This window comes from Pseudomonas sp. Arb-4-2C, from assembly GCF_055755015.1.
In genome coordinates this window covers 3,517,134-3,532,936 of the sequence record NZ_CM146899.1, presented here as the reverse complement: position 1 = coordinate 3,532,936, position 15,803 = coordinate 3,517,134, and the positions used below count along the sequence as shown (strand labels likewise).

Annotated in this window: 13 protein-coding genes and 1 pseudogene; 2 read left to right on the top strand and 12 right to left on the bottom strand. The window is 55.9% G+C overall.

What is annotated here, in order from left to right; translation table 11 throughout:
* Positions 1-171: 171 nt before the first annotated feature.
* A complete protein-coding gene (locus AC0J41_RS15750) occupies positions 172-978 on the bottom strand; it encodes a glycosyltransferase family 2 protein (RefSeq protein ID WP_473012972.1) in 807 nt (268 codons plus the stop codon).
* A 217-nt stretch (positions 979-1,195) separates the two neighbouring features.
* Between AC0J41_RS15750 and AC0J41_RS15745 the strand changes: the two genes are divergently transcribed.
* Positions 1,196-2,008, top strand: coding sequence for a VanW family protein (locus tag AC0J41_RS15745; protein WP_473012971.1), 813 nt, complete (start codon positions 1,196-1,198; stop codon positions 2,006-2,008).
* 38 nt (positions 2,009-2,046) lie between these two features.
* Here the strand turns inward: AC0J41_RS15745 and AC0J41_RS15740 are convergent, their stop codons facing one another.
* The 10 genes and pseudogenes from AC0J41_RS15740 to AC0J41_RS15695 form a co-directional block, all read right to left on the bottom strand.
* Positions 2,047-2,544 (bottom strand): hypothetical protein, encoded by a 498-nt coding sequence (locus AC0J41_RS15740; protein ID WP_473012970.1) that lies wholly within the window; start codon positions 2,542-2,544, stop codon positions 2,047-2,049.
* Positions 2,537-2,929 (bottom strand): Imm50 family immunity protein, encoded by a 393-nt coding sequence (locus AC0J41_RS15735; protein ID WP_473012969.1) that lies wholly within the window; start codon positions 2,927-2,929, stop codon positions 2,537-2,539. The genes AC0J41_RS15740 and AC0J41_RS15735 overlap by 8 nt, the downstream gene beginning before the upstream one ends.
* A gap of 14 nt (positions 2,930-2,943) precedes the next feature.
* Positions 2,944-3,237: a hypothetical protein gene (locus AC0J41_RS15730; protein WP_473016047.1), complete on the bottom strand. Its 294-nt coding sequence runs from the start codon at positions 3,235-3,237 to the stop codon at positions 2,944-2,946.
* 82 nt (positions 3,238-3,319) lie between these two features.
* Positions 3,320-3,660 (bottom strand): annotated as a pseudogene (locus AC0J41_RS15725) (RHS repeat-associated core domain-containing protein); the annotation flags it as partial.
* Between the two features lie 497 nt (positions 3,661-4,157).
* Positions 4,158-4,472, bottom strand: a complete 315-nt coding sequence (locus AC0J41_RS15720; protein WP_473012968.1) for a hypothetical protein — start codon at positions 4,470-4,472, stop codon at positions 4,158-4,160.
* A 367-nt stretch (positions 4,473-4,839) separates the two neighbouring features.
* Entirely contained in the window at positions 4,840-5,130 is a 291-nt protein-coding gene (locus AC0J41_RS15715) for a hypothetical protein (RefSeq protein ID WP_064588107.1), read from the bottom strand.
* A complete protein-coding gene (locus AC0J41_RS15710; protein ID WP_473012967.1) occupies positions 5,130-9,788 on the bottom strand; it encodes an RHS repeat-associated core domain-containing protein in 4,659 nt (1,552 codons plus the stop codon). The genes AC0J41_RS15715 and AC0J41_RS15710 overlap by 1 nt, the downstream gene beginning before the upstream one ends.
* The gene (locus AC0J41_RS15705; RefSeq protein WP_473012966.1) at positions 9,788-10,525 is read right to left on the bottom strand and encodes a DUF4123 domain-containing protein; all 738 of its coding nucleotides are present in this window, start codon (positions 10,523-10,525) and stop codon (positions 9,788-9,790) included. Before AC0J41_RS15705 ends, AC0J41_RS15710 begins: the two co-directional genes overlap by 1 nt.
* Positions 10,515-12,557 (bottom strand): type VI secretion system Vgr family protein, encoded by a 2,043-nt coding sequence (locus tag AC0J41_RS15700; protein ID WP_473012965.1) that lies wholly within the window; start codon positions 12,555-12,557, stop codon positions 10,515-10,517. Before AC0J41_RS15700 ends, AC0J41_RS15705 begins: the two co-directional genes overlap by 11 nt.
* A gap of 131 nt (positions 12,558-12,688) precedes the next feature.
* Positions 12,689-13,204, bottom strand: a complete 516-nt coding sequence (locus tag AC0J41_RS15695) for an Hcp family type VI secretion system effector (protein ID WP_003226246.1) — start codon at positions 13,202-13,204, stop codon at positions 12,689-12,691.
* Between the two features lie 406 nt (positions 13,205-13,610).
* Here AC0J41_RS15695 and AC0J41_RS15690 point away from each other — a divergent pair, with 406 nt between their 5' ends.
* Positions 13,611-14,288: a type 1 glutamine amidotransferase domain-containing protein gene (locus tag AC0J41_RS15690; RefSeq protein ID WP_473012964.1), complete on the top strand. Its 678-nt coding sequence runs from the start codon at positions 13,611-13,613 to the stop codon at positions 14,286-14,288.
* A 47-nt stretch (positions 14,289-14,335) separates the two neighbouring features.
* Here AC0J41_RS15690 and hglS read toward each other — a convergent pair whose 3' ends face one another.
* Positions 14,336-15,733: a 2-oxoadipate dioxygenase/decarboxylase HglS gene (hglS, locus tag AC0J41_RS15685; RefSeq protein ID WP_473012963.1), complete on the bottom strand. Its 1,398-nt coding sequence runs from the start codon at positions 15,731-15,733 to the stop codon at positions 14,336-14,338.
* Positions 15,734-15,803: the final 70 nt, after the last annotated feature.

The window sequence follows — 15,803 nt, the reverse complement described above, 5'->3', positions numbered from 1 at the left end:
ATATGCGCCAACTTCTATTAAAATCCCTCTCGTTCGCCCAGTGTCAGGGCTCTTTACCGGTGCATGGATTGCCAGGCCATTACACTGGGCGAACACCTCTTCGGAGCGGATGTATACAATTTCAGACAAAAAAAGGGCGACTTTGAAGTCGCCCTTTTTTTGTGCCCGTGATTACGCCGATGCCTGCCCCTCAAAGCGTTTGAGGGTGGCCTCGTACATCCGGGTCCGGCGGTGATTTTTACCGTAGGTGCCGGCAGCTGCGACGGTTCCTGCCTGGATATGATCCAGATAGCGGAAGATCTTGCGCGGCGCCAACAGCTTGATGCCGTAGCCCAATGCTGTCATTCGATCCTGCAGGGTATAACCGGGCACCCGGTCATCCATGCAAAAGTGCAGTCCCAGGGACTTCATCAATTTGGCGTTCCACAACGTGCAGAAACTTTTTAGATGAGTTTCCCGATAAGGTTTCGGCTCTTTGCTGCGCAAGCCCAACGAGGTTTTGGCCCGGCGAACATAATGTTTGCAAAAGCGCGAAGTTAATCGCCAGGTGTCTCTCACAACCCCACGATTAATTTGCTCGACACACCCGATGGCGGCGATGTCCGCAGTCTTGGTGCACTCACGCAGCATCATCGCGAAGACTTCCTTGTCGTAGACAAAGGTGTCGGTGTGCAGCAGAAACAGATAGTCGGTTTCAACTTTCTCCAATGCCATGTCCAGCGCCTTGCCATGAGCAATATGCCCAGCTTCTTTGCCGGCAGAGGGACGTTCGATCAGATTGATCCAGTCCAGCGAGCGCAAATAATCCAGGCTGGCATCCGCCGAATCATTGTCCACCACCCAAACCGGAATGCGCTGCGCCTGAACGTGCTGGCGCAACAGTTCCAGGCACATCCGGGTGATGTCCGGGGTTTTGTAATTTACCAATACAAGACTGAAATTCGGCTGCGTAACGGCTGGTAAATCAAACTGGCTCATGTCGGGACGCTCATCCACGGTTGATCGGTGACAGGTGTCTGTCGGGCCGGGATGCTAGCGACGCAACCTTAGTTGAAGCTTAATTTGCCGATGAGGAAGTGGGTCGAAGTGTGTCGAGCCCAGACACCTCACACACGACTTAAGCCGGCCCACACGCTAAACTGCGCGTCCTTTTTCACGCCTCAAGGAACAAACGGCGCCCGCCGTAGACTCACGGATGAAACCACTCTCGCTCTACCACCCAGCCTTGTATTGGCTGCGCGTCTGGCAAAAAAGACTGTTCCGCCAGATCGCCTGGCACTGCTCCAGCCAACGCTACGCACACCTGGTTGCCGGCGCTGACCGCCTGCCATTTCGCTACCTGAAACACACCTCGAAACTTATCCGCAAACTCGGCGACTCTGACCTCGCCCTGCAACACAACAAAGTCATCAACCTCAAACTCGCCGTCGCCGCCATCGATGGCGTCATCATCGCCCCCGGCGAACACTTCTCCTTCTGCCGCCTCGTCGGCCGGCCAACCCGCAAACGCGGCTACGTCGAAGGCATGGAACTGTCCTTCGGCGAAGCGCGACGCGGTATCGGCGGCGGAATCTGCCAGCTGAGCAACCTGATCCACTGGATGGCGATTCACTCACCACTGGTGGTCGTTGAACGCTCCAACCACAGCTTCGATCCATTCCCGGACGAGGGGCGAGTATTGCCATTCGGTTCCGGCGCGGCGATTTTCTATAACTACGTAGATCTGGTGCTGCACAACCCGACGGATCGGACTTTTCAGTTGAAGTTGAACGTGGGGGAGACGCAGCTGGAGGGGGAATTGTTGTGCGATCGGGTGCGGGATTATCGGTATCACGTGTTTCAGGAAGGGCACCGGTTTGTGCGGGACGGGGAGCGGGTGTATCGGGAGAATGAGATCTGGCGGGAGGTGCGGGAGAAGGGGCAGGTGGGGGAATTGGTGGAGAGGGTGAGGTTGTATCGGAATCGGGTGGTGGTTAAGTATGAGGTGATGGACGAGTTGATTGGGTAGGGCACGCCAATAGCTACGATGATATTGGCGCCCACTGGTCAGTTTCTGAAATAGAGCTCATCCAGTTGGCGTTTGCGTATGGACAGATACTCTTCCCATACCTTGGGGAAGTCTTCATCTTTGGTTAGCGGGAAGGTCAGATAGATGTACCTTCCAACCACACTGATGTATTGCCTCGCACGCTTAAAAGCCGGTTGTTCGTAAGCTGCCACGCTATCGTCATAGGCTTCATGGTAGTGATGGATGCTCACTCGGTGCGGGGCGATCATGCACCGCGAAAAATCGATCACCCAGCAGCTGTCAACGGCTGTACTCAAATAACCGTAGATACCATCGCTGGATAGACGAATGCACGAATTAGCCTGGGTGCCGTCGTCATCGTTGACCAAAATGATCTGGTCCGCGAAGTATTTGATATTTCTGCCGTCAGGCCCTTGCAGGAGCAAGCTCCAGCCTTCGGCTCCCATGCGGAACTCACCGTTGTTTTCGAAGGTGGCGGTCCAGTTGTTGGCGAGTGTGATTTGATGTTTATTCATGGGTGCTCATGTAAACAGAAGGGCCACAAAGTAATGGGTATTTTGTTTTGAACTCTAATAGAGAGTTTTCATTTTCTGCGCGGATAAAAAAATACTCGTCAATCTTCTCTATTCTGATAGTGAGGCTCTCTTGAGTAGGTATGTTTTTTAAGAATAATTCCTTGACTCCGTTGCAGTTCAAGCCAATGCGGCAAGTGTTGAATCCCATCTTTATCCATTTTTCAGGTGCGGAGTCGGGGGTTTCTGGGATATCGAATTCGAAGGTTATGTTAGGTCTGTTGTTGTCGATTGTTATTTGGAATAAACTTATCGTGCTGATTTCAATAGATTTGGTGAATACTCTATTGAATAGGGAGTTGTCATAAAATTCATTCCAGGTTTTCATTTTTTTCTTTCAGCTCAAGTGGTAGCTGCTAAGTATATGCCATCCGGGACAGGTTTGTTTTCAATGCCTTTTGGGCCATCTGCGGAAAAATAAATTTGTCCTTTTTGATTGATGCGCCTGAGTTCGTCGCGTTCGGCGGTGACTCGGCTATACGGGTTATAGGGGAACGCGCGAGTGGCGCCGCCGGGCAGGGTGACTTGGGGCAGGCGATTCAGCGGCGTCTCATTGATATTGAGTAATCGCGCCAAATTCGTTTTGCCGGATGATCTGTCCGGCCAAGACATCTTAGCGGTATCTGCGTTGACCATCGTCCGGCAGACGCTCTTCCTGCAGTTGACCAAGGTTGTTCCAGCAAGATGGCTTCAGGAAAGGCGCGTTTAAAAATCGACACGGATCCACCCACCCCGTAGGGTTAGGCACGTACTGGTAGTTGTTCAATCCGCCCGCAAGCTTGATCGAATCCGGCGTCAAAAACCGTCCAGTGCTCGGATTGTAGTAGCGATGCCAGTGTAGTGTAGGCCCGCCTCGGCATCGAAATACTGACCTTGGAAGCATAGCGGGTTATCGATTTGGCTGATGTCCAGCGTTGCGAGGTTACCGTACGTTCGATACTTCGCCGACCATATGATCTCGCCGCTTTAATCCGTGAGTTCTTGCGGTGTGCCAAGCTGTTCAAACTGATAGTAGAACGGCGTAGCTTTACGTGGGCCTTCGCCATCAAGCATTGCCAATATTAAAATAGATCTGTGCCCTTTGCCCCGTCCCCTTTGTCGTCCCAAGAGGTCACGACTCCGTTGCCTGAGTATTACGAAGGCGTCTCACAAAAATTAATTTCGCCTTCGCTACTAATACAGCCAATGACTCCAAGGTCGCCTGAGAAAAAATAAGTGTGTTGAGGAATCTCCGAAAATAACCAGAAGGTTTTTTCGAGGTTGACAACGCTTATCTTGTATGCATTCTCAGTGAGCGAGTCGCCAATAAAAATTATTTCGGAGATGTTGAGATCGGTTATTTTATTGGTGATATCCATAAGGGCTTGATTCGCATCATTTCTAATGTAGCTCAATCTGTTGGGGAATGAGCCCCAAGCGATCTTTGATCCGGAAAATGGAAATGCTTTGTTGATATTTAAGACAATATTGTCGTGCGCTTCGCTTTTCAGTTTTTCGAAGTTGATATTGGAGTCCGATAGCTCTTTTTCAAACTCTTCGTCGAAATAACTAAATTTTTAAATGCCTTGCGCCATTTTTATTTTGCTCAGGGTTTTTTCTAGTACTTTATCAAGTTCTGCCCAGTTTTTCGCATTTTCGCTGTAAATGGGCGACTCCCAGTTTTGATTTGAGATTAGTGAAGTTCTAAAGGAGCCATCTTCGCTGAATTCTGGGTACCATCCAATATCTATTATTTGCTCGAGTGGCATTGATGCCTGTAAAAGATCTTCTTTCAATTCGTCGATTATAAGTGTGATGTCGGATCCAGCTAGGCTGGAGATATCATCGAGAGTTATTTTACCGCCGAGCGTGATTATCTTCTGAATGTTCATGGCTTATTTTTTCTTCTTGGTTGATTTTTTGAAGGCGTCTTCAGATATTGGATTTCCATGAATGGTGTTCGCACTCAGCTTCACCCTCGTATACCGGAGTAAAAGGGGGCGTATTTATTTTTGCGTATTTCTTCGCCGATCTGAATTGAGCGAAAAATAAATCTGTCATATTTTTTATTCTAGGGTTTTTAATTGGTCGCAGATTGAAATATAGCAAAAGGGCGAAAAATTTTTTCATTATCTTCGGGGGCAGTGGAAAATAAAGCTGTTCCCTTTAACTGCTGTCCAGAAACTGTAAGCGTCAGGCGGGCGCGGATTGCATCTATATAAGCAAAATCCGTTGAGATTTATATGTTTGAAAACTAAGTTAGGGTTTCCAAAATTTAATCCCTTCCATGTGGCGCTCAATGTCATCCATATCATCATCTCCAAGTGTCGAATCAAAATTCTTGCTTATGATTTTTCTTACTTTGGCAAGGCGTTGGGTTACTCCTTCGTTATCAATGAAATCAGTGGTGGCTTTTTGGTAGTCTTCGATTGGTTTATCGGAGTAATAGCTGCCCATCTTGTGCAGTGAAATTAATATGAACTCGATATCTGCAAGGACTTCGAGAGCATCTTCTCCGTTAAGTACTATTTTTTTGTTGGTTTCTAACATTATTTCCGCCGATTAAATGTGGGGTTTTCGAGCGTCACATTTCCTTTGATCGTAAGCTCCATTGTGCCGTATCTAGGGTTCTTGACCCATTCAAGTTGAGAGTCGGGCACATCTGTTTCGATGTAATCTCTGCCGCGCCCTCTGCCAATTTGATACTTATCTTCAGCCTCGAGTTGGCTCAAAGGCTTTTTATTGGCAGGTTCTACGTAGACACGATTGTTATCCTGCGCTTGGATTACACCATCATTCTCGATGCCAGTAGAGCCCTTTCTGTTGGTGTAATGCCGGACTCGAGTTGTGCTTTCTCCGTGTGGTGCGGGAGCAGGGGCGGTAGGTCCGCCTTCATTGGTTCTCGCTTTTTCTGTAGGGTTACCGACATTACCGATAGATTTTGATTTTTTCTTTGGGCACTCACTATTCAGCCCTAACGGATCCACCCACCCCGTAGGGTTAGGCACGTACTGGTAGTTGTTCAATCCGCCCGCAAGCTTGATCGGGTCCGGCGTCAAAAACCGCCCAGTGCTCGGATTGTAGTAGCGGTGCCGGTTGTAATGTAACCCTGTCTCGGCATCGAAATACTGACCCTGGAAGCGCAGCGGATTATCGATCTCGCTGACGTCCAGCGCAGCGAGGTTACCGTAGGCGCGGTACTTCGCGGACCACATGATCTCGCCACTGTAGTCGGTGAGTTCCTGCGGAGTGCCCAGATGATCGAGCTGGTAGTAAAACGGCGTGGCTTTGCGCGGGCCTTCGCCATCGAGCATCGCCAATGGACGGAAGCTGCCGGGCTCATAGATGTAGCTGCGGTAGCGGTTGTCGGCGCTTTCAGCGATCAGTCGTTCGCCTTGCCACAGGAACTCCGTGGTCTGGCCGTCGACGGTTTTTTCGATGCGTCGGCCGAAAGCGTCGTATTTGTAGGACGCGGTGCTGCCACCCGGCAGGCTGACGCCGATGAGACGGTGCTGGCAGTCGTATCTGTATTCGGTGACGAGTTTCTGGCCGGTGCCGCGACGTTCGCGGATCAGGTTGCCGTAGGCATCGTAGTCGTAGTGGCGGTCGCCTTGCATCAGCAGACGGTTGCCTTTGACGTTGGCGAGGTTGGCCGTGCCTTCGTTGTTCTGACCCAGCAGGTTACCCGCCGGATCGTGGGCGAAGCTTTCCGGTGTCGTGCCGCGTACGCTGACCAAGCGATCGAGCGGGTCGTAGTGGTAGCTTCGGTTGCCTTTGCGGCTGTCGTCGATACCGGCGAGATTGCCGTTAGCGTCGTAGTTGTAGCGACGCTGAAACAGGTTTTTGTCTCGCTGGCCGACGGTGTGGGCTTGCAGGCGGCCTTGTTCATCGTATTGGTATTGGCTGAGCAACAAGCCTTGCTGGCGCTGTTGTTCGCGACCGGCGCTGAACTGGTGAGCGGTCAGGCGTGAGCCGTTGAGGTCGATGCTGCTCAGGCGTCCGCCGGACAGGTGACGGTAGTCGAGCTTGCTGCCATCCGGGAGGCGGCAATGGCTTAGCTGGCCGACGCTGTCGTACTCGTAACGCAGGGTGCCCCAGCCTTGGTGTTCCTCGATGAGGCGATCTTGCAGGTCGTACTTGTAGGCGAGCGGCCAATGGCCGTCGTCGACGTTTACCAGACGACCGAGGGCGTCGTAGCTGTAGTGAATTTCTTCGTCATCGGCGAGGGTTTTTACCAGCAGACGGCCAGCGGTATCGCGCTGGTATTCGGTAACGAGTTCGCTGCCGTCATCGCCGAATTCGGTTTTCTTCAGCAACTGCCCGTTGAGGTCGTATTCGTAGGCCGTGCGACGACCGTCGAAGCCAGTTTCCTGCTGGATCAGGCCGTTCGAGTAGTAATCGAGCTGGTAATGCTCGCCGCGCTCGTTTTCGATGTCAGTGAGCAACAGACGCGAGTTGTCGTAGCGGTAGCGCAGTTGGCTGCCGTCCGGATTGATACGGCGGCTGACCAGGTGCAGGTTGTCGGCGTATTCGTAGCGGGTTATACGGCCGAGTTCGTCGCGTTCGGCGGTGACGTTGCCATAGGCGTTGTAGGTGAAGGCACGTGTTGCGCCGCCCGGCAGCGTGACTTGTGCCAGACGGTTGGCCGCATCCCACTGGTAGTGGGTGATGGCGCCGGACTCTTCCTGGCGGGTGATCTGACGACCCAGTGCGTCGTAGCGATACTTGCGTTGACCTCCGTCCGGCAGGCGCTCTTCCAGTAACTGCCCGAGGTTGTTCCAGCCGAGTTGATGGCGGCTGCCGTCGGGGTGGCGGATCTCCAGCAGGCGACCCTGGGCGTCGTAGCTGTATAGCGTGGCATTGCCGTCCGGGTCGATTTGCTGGGTGATGTCGCCCTGACGGTTGCGTTGGTACTTCCAACTGGCTTTGCCGCGATGAACATCGCTGACGAAACCATTGATGTATTCATACGTGGTGGCTTCGTCTTCCGGCGGGATGACGGCAGTCATCAGTCCGTTGTCGTCGTATCGGTATTCGGTAACGGCCCCCAACGGATCCTTTTCTGCGATCAATTGGCCTTTGTCGTTGTACGCCTTGAGATGTTCGGCGCCGTCTGGATCGATCTTGCTGATCAGCCGTGCATGGTCGTCGTGGGTGTAGACCTCTTCGCTGCCGTCGGCATTGGTTACCGTTACGCTGCCTTTATCGTCCCAGGCGTAATGCGCTTCCATCTGCGAGAAATTGGCCCAGTGACGGATGCAGCGAGACAGTTTGCCTTCGTTCTCCCACTCCCAGTAGAAGGCCGCGCCACCTGCCAGTTGCCGCTCCAGAATCACATGCTGATCGTTGTAGCGATAACGTTCGGCTTCGCCGGCTGCGTTCTTCGCTTCGATCAGACGGTGTTGTGCGTCATAGTTGTACGTCACCAGCGTTTGAACGGTGTTCCAGGCATCTTCCAGGTTGTCCGCTGGCAGGAACTGTTGATAGTCCACAGCGATAATGTGTTTGCGGTCGTAACGCAGAAGCAGGGCGCGACCGGCACCGTTATCGAGGCGCTTGATTCGACCATGAATATCGCGCGTAACGTGCAGTCGATTGCCATAGCTGTCGCTGATGGCAATCAGGGTGGCGCCTTTGCTGTTGAAGCGGAAGTGGTAGAACGATGGGCGTTTGCCTGCCTGCGCCAGAACCAGTTCTGACGGATCGTCTCCGAGAAATATCGCGGCCTTCGACAGGCTGTTGGTAATTGCCGGACGTTGTTCGCTTGGGAGGGGGAAGGGCGTTGCGCGGTTTTCGTGGTCGGTCCAGATGACTTCGTCGCCATTGACCTCGATGCGATGCGCCAGAGCATGACTCCAGCCATAGCCCAGACCACAGTCGATTTCCACCGCACTGGTTCGGTAGAGGCGTGTCCATTCAAACGGCAGCAGGCCGTCAAGTTGGCCGTCGGTCAGCGTCAACAACTCTTCACCGGTCACCATCGAAACCGGGCAACCGTTGGTACAGGTATCGGCGGCGGGCTCTGCGCTTTTATCGGCGTGAGTCTTCGCCTGTTTGGACGCATCGTCAGCTATTTTGCCATCCGCGAGTTTTGCGTTTTTCTTCCCGTCAAAACGCAACTCCGAAATACCGTTTCTAACCTTCGCCGCCACGCCTCGTGCCGCAACAGCGGTGTACTTCGCGACGTACTCCATAAAGCCATTGATGATCTTGAACAGCGACTTCACGAAACCGATGACTGCGTTGATGACCAACTCACCGTACTTCTTCAGTCGGGCGGCGAGGTAGATAACCCCGGTGCCTTCGGCCGCGATGGTCAGTACCACACCAATCACGATGTCGATCGCGATGCCGACGACCATTGCCGTGGTCGCTTTCGCTATGTCGCCAGCCATCTTCATTGGCGGCAAGCCTGCCAGCCAGATCACTGCACTGCGTACCAGCAAAAACAATGCGGCTTCGTCACTGGCCAGCAACATAGCCTTTTTCATGATGTCCGGCGAGCTTTTGGCAACCTTGATCAGCTCGTCTGCTCCGGTGCCGAGATCTTTCGCAAACTTTCCCGGATCCTGGAGGATATCGAGCACCTGATTGATGCCATCCCACACGCCCTTGATGGCCTCCCAGCCACCTTCAAGAATGCCGGTGCCAATGGCCATCGCGGTGCCCGAGGTGGAAAGGTTCGACCATTGTGGCTTGAACCCTGCCCACTCTTTACGCAGGAAACCTTCGAGGTCTGCGGTCACGCCACTGTATGCGCTGAAGAGGGTGTCAATCTGCGCTGGCGTCACTTCGTTGTGAACGCGGATCTGGTAATACTTGCCGGGGATACCTCCGGTCCACGCCGCCTTGCCTTGAGCATCGAGTTTGACTTTGCTGATTGCACCGCCTTCCACGGCGACGATTTCAACTTCGATATCACCGACAGGGATGTCGTAGACCGACTCGAATTTACTTTCGATCAGCAGCGGGCCCTGGAGCGGACACTGAGCCACGTTCGAGGAGAAATCACCGTCGGTCATGCTCACCGATTTACTGGTGTCGCCAACCTTGATCACACGCTCCATGCCTAGCAGTGAGGGCAGGTCTGCGGCTCGACTGGCCTTGTCGGCGGCTCTCGCGTACCAGGTTTTGGTTTGTTCCTGATACAACTTCAGACTGTCCTTGAAGGTGTTCAGTTGGTTGTCAACAAAGGCAACGCGATCCATCAGCCTTGCTCCAGAATCAGGTGGTTTAACAGTGCTTCTTTAAGGTTTTTCGGCGCATCCGGGCGGCGCACGAAACGGCTGACTTTCAGCTTCAGGTTGTTCTCTGGCCAAGCGTTGTAAAGGTCCGGACGTTCTTCTTCGAGCCATTGCAGGAGATTGCCAATCAGTGTCGAAGGGTTTTCCTTGGTCAAACTGTCCAGCAACGGCTTCGGCACTTCCCACCACGGCCAATCCCGCACCTTCGGCAAAACCCGTGTCCCAACCTCCAGCGTTTGCCCGTTAATCAGATACCGCTCAAACACCGGCAGTACTTCCCCAGCCTTCTCCCCAAGCCCCTTCAGAATCGGGTAGATATGCCTGCCATCCCAGAACCGGAAAAACACCTCAGTCCCGTCCGGCATCTTCACCTGCGTCAGGCTGCGCAGATGCTCAAACACACCATTCGGTTCGGCGCGTGATACTGCAAGCCAACCCCAGTCGAGGGCGTCGGTTTCGGCGATCCATGGCAAGAATGGCGAGTTGGAAGTCAGCTCGGTAACGTAGGGCATCACCGGTTGCCAGGTGGAGTAGGGCGTGCCGCCCCAGATCGGCAGGAGCCGGGCGGTGGGTTCGGTCAGGTACAGGGTTTTCAGCGCGTCGGCATCACTCGCCGCACTGATGACCAGATACAAACGCTCGCCAGTCTGCAGCGGCTGTTGTGCCAGCCAGTCCTTGGGCGTAATTCGATCAGATGGCACAGGCACCTGCCTTGCATTTTTCGCATTCTTCGCAGAACGGCGCGTTACGTTTGAGGGTGTTGATCTGGGCCGGGGTCAGGACCTGGCCGGCCTTGTCGGCGTCGGCCTGTTTGAGGATGCCGGGCATCAGCGGGGCGGCGCCGGTGCCGCTGCCGGGGCTGCCGCCGGAGTTCATGTTGATCACCGGGCCGCTCATGGTCACGCCGCCGGCGTCGATCTTGATGAAGCTGCCGCCGCCGATCAGGGTCAACTCGGCGCCGGCTTCGAGCACGACTTTCATGCCGCTGCTCAGGTGGATTTCCTGGCCGGCGTCGATGAATTGCCCAGTGCCGATCTTGATGTGCTGGTTGACGCCCACGGTCAGGTGGTCGTTGGCGCGGGCTTCGACTTTGCGGTCGGCGTAGACGGTGTGGTGTTCTTCGGCCTTGAATTCCGTGTAGCTGTTTTGCTCGACGGTGTCGTGGCGTTCGTTGCCGACGCGGATTTTCTGATCGTGCTCGATGTTCTCATCCCAGTCGCGCTGGGCGTGCAGGTAGATCTGCTCCTGACCTTTCTTGTCTTCGACGCGCAGTTCGTTGTAACCGCCGCCGCCCATCGAGCTCAGGGTCTTGAAGGTGCTGCGGGTCTTGTTCGCCGGCAGTGCGTACGGGACGGTGTTTTCCTTGTGGTACAGGCAGCCGCTGATCAGTGGTCGATCGGGGTCGCCTTCAAGGAAGGTGACCAGCACTTCCATGCCGATGCGCGGGATGGCGATGCCGCCGTATTGGGCGCCGGCCCAGGCGGAAGAGACGCGCAGCCAGCAACTGGTCTTGTCGTCGGCCTGGCCTTCGCGATCCCAGTGAAATTGCACTTTGACGCGGCCGTACTGGTCGCAGTGGATCTCTTCGCCTTTGGGGCCGGTAACCACGGCGCTCTGGCTGCCGAGGATGCGCGGTTTCGGGTGGCGCAGCGGTGGACGGTTTGGCACGTCCCACGGGGTGGCCTGAAAGCGGTTGCGATAGCCCTGATGGAAGTCGTCTTTCAATGCGGTGGTGTCGCTGGTCACCGACTCTTCGAGCACTTGCGGCTGTTTGCCTTCGTGCAGGACTTCGGTGAGCAGCCACAGGTCGTTCCACTTGGCCTTCGGGTGCTCGGTCAGGGCGAGGAAATGGCCGCTGACCAGCAGCGGCTGGTCGCTCTTGCCTTCGGCGAGCTGGAAATCGCTGCGGTGGCGTTCGAGGGCGCGTTTGGCCAGGTGCTTGCCGCGCTCGCGGTCGATGAAGCGACCCGGGTAATCGTAGTCTTCGAGGTCGGGCAGGGCGTCGCCACGGTTTTCGCTTTCCAGCGTCAGGCGTGGTTTTTCGAAGTCGTAGTCGCGGCGCGTGGTGCGGCTGGTGCGGGTTTCCAGGCGCAGGTCGAAACGCTTGATCACCGGGTTGCTGGCGACCATGCCGGAGTCTTGCTGGTAGGCCACAGGCTTGAGTTTCGGGAACACCGTCTGGTCATCGCCGAACACCAGCTTGTGCGCCGTGGCGCTGTGCTGGAAGTGGTAGTGGATACCTTCTTCCTCGCACAGACGCTGGATGAAATGCAGGTCCGATTCATCGTATTGCACGCAGTAGATGCGCTCGGGATAGATCGAACCGGTCTTGAATTCGTAGGCGTTGCTCTGGATGCCGTGCTCTTCGAGAACCATGCCGATGATTTTCGGCACCGTGAGGTTCTGGAAGATGCGTTGGTTGACGCGGTGCGCCAGGTACGACAATTGCGGGCGCAGGGTCACCGAATAACGGGTCAGGCGTTTGCCCGAGTCACCTTGCGCGGCGCGATAGATCTGGCCGTGGATGCCGCTGCCATCGGGCGACAGCTGCAGGAAGGCCGGTTTGTGCAGCAGGGTTTCGAGGTCCAGCGACGGCTGCTCACTGACCAGCTCCACCTCAAACACAAAAGGCTGGCTGATGGCTTCCCGGCCGGTCAGGGTGAATACCTGAAAATCGGCGGAGAGCCCTTCGATGGTCAGGGCAAAGTGGGTTTCATTGGCCGGCGCGAACATCCCTTGTTCCTCGTGCTGTACAGCGGCGTTCGTCGACTACCGCCAGGCGGATCAACGCACGCGAAATTCTGGAGGGGCGTAAACAACATCGACCAGCAGGGCTGGTCGATGCTTGTAACGATCAGCCGTAATTAAACGACTGGAGCACGCCAGTCATCGGAACCCGAAGTACCGGATACTTCGTGGGTCCAGGTGATTTTGCGGTAGGTGAACTGCACTTCTTCCAGGTGGGTGAAGTGCGAGTTGCCTGGATCCTGGCAGTTGTGCATTTTGTTGTTGATGGCGACGATGATCGCGTCTTCCAGTTTGGTGGTGTAGTAGTGCTCTTGAGTACCTTGAGCAGAAGTACGGTACCACTGGATAACGATTTCGCTCATGCGCTCGCCGGAGGTCAGAGCGGCTTGCAGCAGAGGCGAAGCCTTGTCGTAGACCTTGGTGATGATCACTGGCTTGTGAACGCGCTGACCGGTTGGCTGACCGGATTGTGGGTCACGCGGGATGATCACGTCGTGGCTGAAAGCCTGAACCATGACCTGGTCTTCGTGGCCTTCCTGGTAGGTGTTGCCAACGGAGTCGGCGGTGAAGGCGCCGGCAGTGATCAGGCCTTGTTTTTCGCCGGTAACCGACATGTACGCTGGTGTTGCCATGGGGTGCTCTCCTTGCGGAATAAATTTAGGGTGCCCGGGGCGGAATCGCCCGGTGGGTGCCTGACTGTTATCAAGGAGCGTGCCAGGTTTGCTGAAGGTCCCGGAAGCCGGGGGTGAAGTGGCTCTAGTCTGCGGTTGGAGCGATGTTTTTCACTGAATCGAGGTCGAAAGTGCGCAACTTCTTGCGCAGTACTGCGCAAGAAGTTGCGCACTTGGCTGCGAGTCACGCCAATCAAGGCCTGTAGCGTGATGGGTGGTCTTTTTCGCCAAACAAGTGCGCAAGAAGTTGCGCAGCAAGGCCAGGTGCCACCATCGAGCGCTTGAAACGATCCGTCTTGATCGACGGTCAATCACTCACGACCACGCCGAAGGCGTACGAACATTCCCCGCATCGAGTGAGAGCGACATGAAAATCCTGATGGTTTTAACGTCCCACGAGCAACTGGGTGATACCGGTAAGAAAACCGGTTTCTGGCTGGAAGAATTCGCCGCGCCTTACTACGTGTTCAAGGACGCCGGCGCGCAACTGACGCTGGCCTCGCCCAAGGGCGGTCAGCCACCACTGGACCCGAAGAGTGACGAGCCGGACGCACAGACCGCCGCGACCGAGCGCTTTCGCAAGGACTCCGCTGCGCAATCGGCTCTGGCCTCGACGGTCAGACTGGACGCGGTGCAGGCTGCGGACTTCGATGCCGTGTTCTATCCCGGTGGACACGGCCCGTTGTGGGACCTGGCTGAAGACCGCCATTGCATTGCCTTGATCGAAGCGTTTTACAACGCTGGCAAGCCAGTGGCGGCGGTGTGTCATGCGCCCGGCGTGCTGCGTCATGCCAAAGGTGCGGACGGTCAGCCGCTGGTCAACGGTAAGCAAGTGACGGGCTTCACCAACAGTGAAGAGGAGGCGGTAGGGCTGACCAACGTGGTGCCGTTTCTGGTGGAAGACGAGCTCAAGGCCAAGGGCGGGATCTTCTCCAAGGGTGCGGACTGGTCGAGCTACACCCGTGAGGACGGGCTGCTGCTGACCGGGCAGAATCCGGCGTCGTCGGAAGAGACGGCGTTCGCGCTGTTGTCGCGACTGCGCTGATAGCAGCACCTTATTCTGTGGTGAGGGAGCTTGCTCCCTCGCCACATTCAGATCAGTTTCAACCCCAAAAACCGGGCACACTCTTCAATCGAACGCCGCTGCGTCTCGGCATACAACCCCAGCTCATCAATGGTCGAACGCCCCAAGGCCTGTTCGAACGCCTGGCGGTTCGAGTGTTCGCCATAGTGCGTCTGCGCCGCATCACCAAGGTTCGACTGAAAAATCCCCGCCGCACTGACCGGCAGGAAATCTTCGTACACCAGCGGTTCGGCTTTCACATGCCCATCGCGCAGCAGATCTTCCAGCGACGCCGGCGACGGCGCACCCGCTGCCAGGCCTTTTTCCGTAGCGAAGTAGCGAAAGTACGCCAGATCCTGTGCGCGCATGCCTTCGACGCTGTCAGGAAATTCGCCAAAGTGTTGGGTCATCAGCGCGTTGTAACGTGCGGCGTTGCCTTCGTTGGGGAAGTCACCGAGTTCATCGCGCGCGGCATTCAGCAAGCGGTCATACAATGCCCGACCTTTAGGTGTCAGCGCCGCACCGCGTTGCTCGATCTCGCCGAAACGCGCGCTGTGGCTGCCGTGGCTGCCGTGGGTGCCGTGCTGGTCCGTGAAGGCGATCGGCTCGTCCAGCGCCTTGAAACTGGTCTGGCGCAGCAGGATCGGGCAGTGCCGGCGCGGCGGACCCTCGATCACCGCTTTGGGGGTGATGCCGTGCACCGGCATTTGCGCCTGAACGATGTCGATGTCCAGCGTGCGCGGAGTCAGGTGATTGATGTGTGGGCCTTTGAATGCCACCACATCGGCGATCAAACGGTGCTGGGCGCTGAGCGTGCGGTACTGCTCAGCGGTGACGGTTGCGCTGTGATGCCAGCGAAAGGTCTCCAGTGCCTGCAGGACAAATTCCGCCGCCTCATGCTCATTCAGGCCACCGGCCGCTTCCGCCTGATCGATCAGCCTTAGCGCCTGCGAGGTAAAGATCGAGCGCTGGCTCAACACCGACTCGGCGAACGTGCGCAACTCGGGATCTTCGATCAACTCCAGGCGCAGCAGCGAAGTGAACACCCGAAACGGACTGACCTGCAGCGCCGCTTCATGCACCGCGCGAAACGCCGTGGAGTGCACCGGTACGCCCGCCGGGGTCAGGTCGTAATAACCCACCGGTTGCATGCCCATCACCGCGAACAGGCGGGCGAGGGTCGCCAGCTCTTTGCCGGTGCCAACGCGGATCGCGCCATGGCGCTCCATGTCCAGGCGCTCGATCTCGCCGGTGCCGTGCAACTGCCGGGCGATGTGCGGCTCGCGCGCCAACACCTCGCGGTTGGTCTGCTCCACCAGTTCCATCAGTGCGCCGTACAACGGCACTTCTTCGCGGTACATGTCGGACATCGCTTTGGAGAAGCGTTGGCGGATCAGGTCGGGGCTGACGAAAGGCTGCACGGTCATGAAAAAAATTCCTGCCACGGTCATGTAAAGAATGGAGGAAAAGATCGCAGCCTTCGTCGACGGCGGCAAA

Excerpts from the sequence above, each read along its gene's own strand:
- AC0J41_RS15750 (WP_473012972.1), bottom strand. The coding sequence starts at position 978 with ATGAGCCAGTTTGATTTACCAGCCGTTACGCAGCCGAATTTCAGTCTT.
- AC0J41_RS15745 (WP_473012971.1), top strand. The coding sequence starts at position 1,196 with ATGAAACCACTCTCGCTCTACCACCCAGCCTTGTATTGGCTGCGCGTC.
- AC0J41_RS15740 (WP_473012970.1), bottom strand. The coding sequence starts at position 2,544 with ATGAATAAACATCAAATCACACTCGCCAACAACTGGACCGCCACCTTC.
- AC0J41_RS15735 (WP_473012969.1), bottom strand. The coding sequence starts at position 2,929 with ATGAAAACCTGGAATGAATTTTATGACAACTCCCTATTCAATAGAGTA.
- AC0J41_RS15730 (WP_473016047.1), bottom strand. The coding sequence starts at position 3,237 with ATGGTCAACGCAGATACCGCTAAGATGTCTTGGCCGGACAGATCATCC.
- AC0J41_RS15720 (WP_473012968.1), bottom strand. The coding sequence starts at position 4,472 with ATGAACATTCAGAAGATAATCACGCTCGGCGGTAAAATAACTCTCGAT.
- AC0J41_RS15715 (WP_064588107.1), bottom strand. The coding sequence starts at position 5,130 with ATGTTAGAAACCAACAAAAAAATAGTACTTAACGGAGAAGATGCTCTC.
- AC0J41_RS15710 (WP_473012967.1), bottom strand. The coding sequence starts at position 9,788 with ATGGATCGCGTTGCCTTTGTTGACAACCAACTGAACACCTTCAAGGAC.
- AC0J41_RS15700 (WP_473012965.1), bottom strand. The coding sequence starts at position 12,557 with ATGTTCGCGCCGGCCAATGAAACCCACTTTGCCCTGACCATCGAAGGG.
- AC0J41_RS15695 (WP_003226246.1), bottom strand. The coding sequence starts at position 13,204 with ATGGCAACACCAGCGTACATGTCGGTTACCGGCGAAAAACAAGGCCTG.
- AC0J41_RS15690 (WP_473012964.1), top strand. The coding sequence starts at position 13,611 with ATGAAAATCCTGATGGTTTTAACGTCCCACGAGCAACTGGGTGATACC.
- hglS (WP_473012963.1), bottom strand. The coding sequence starts at position 15,733 with ATGACCGTGCAGCCTTTCGTCAGCCCCGACCTGATCCGCCAACGCTTC.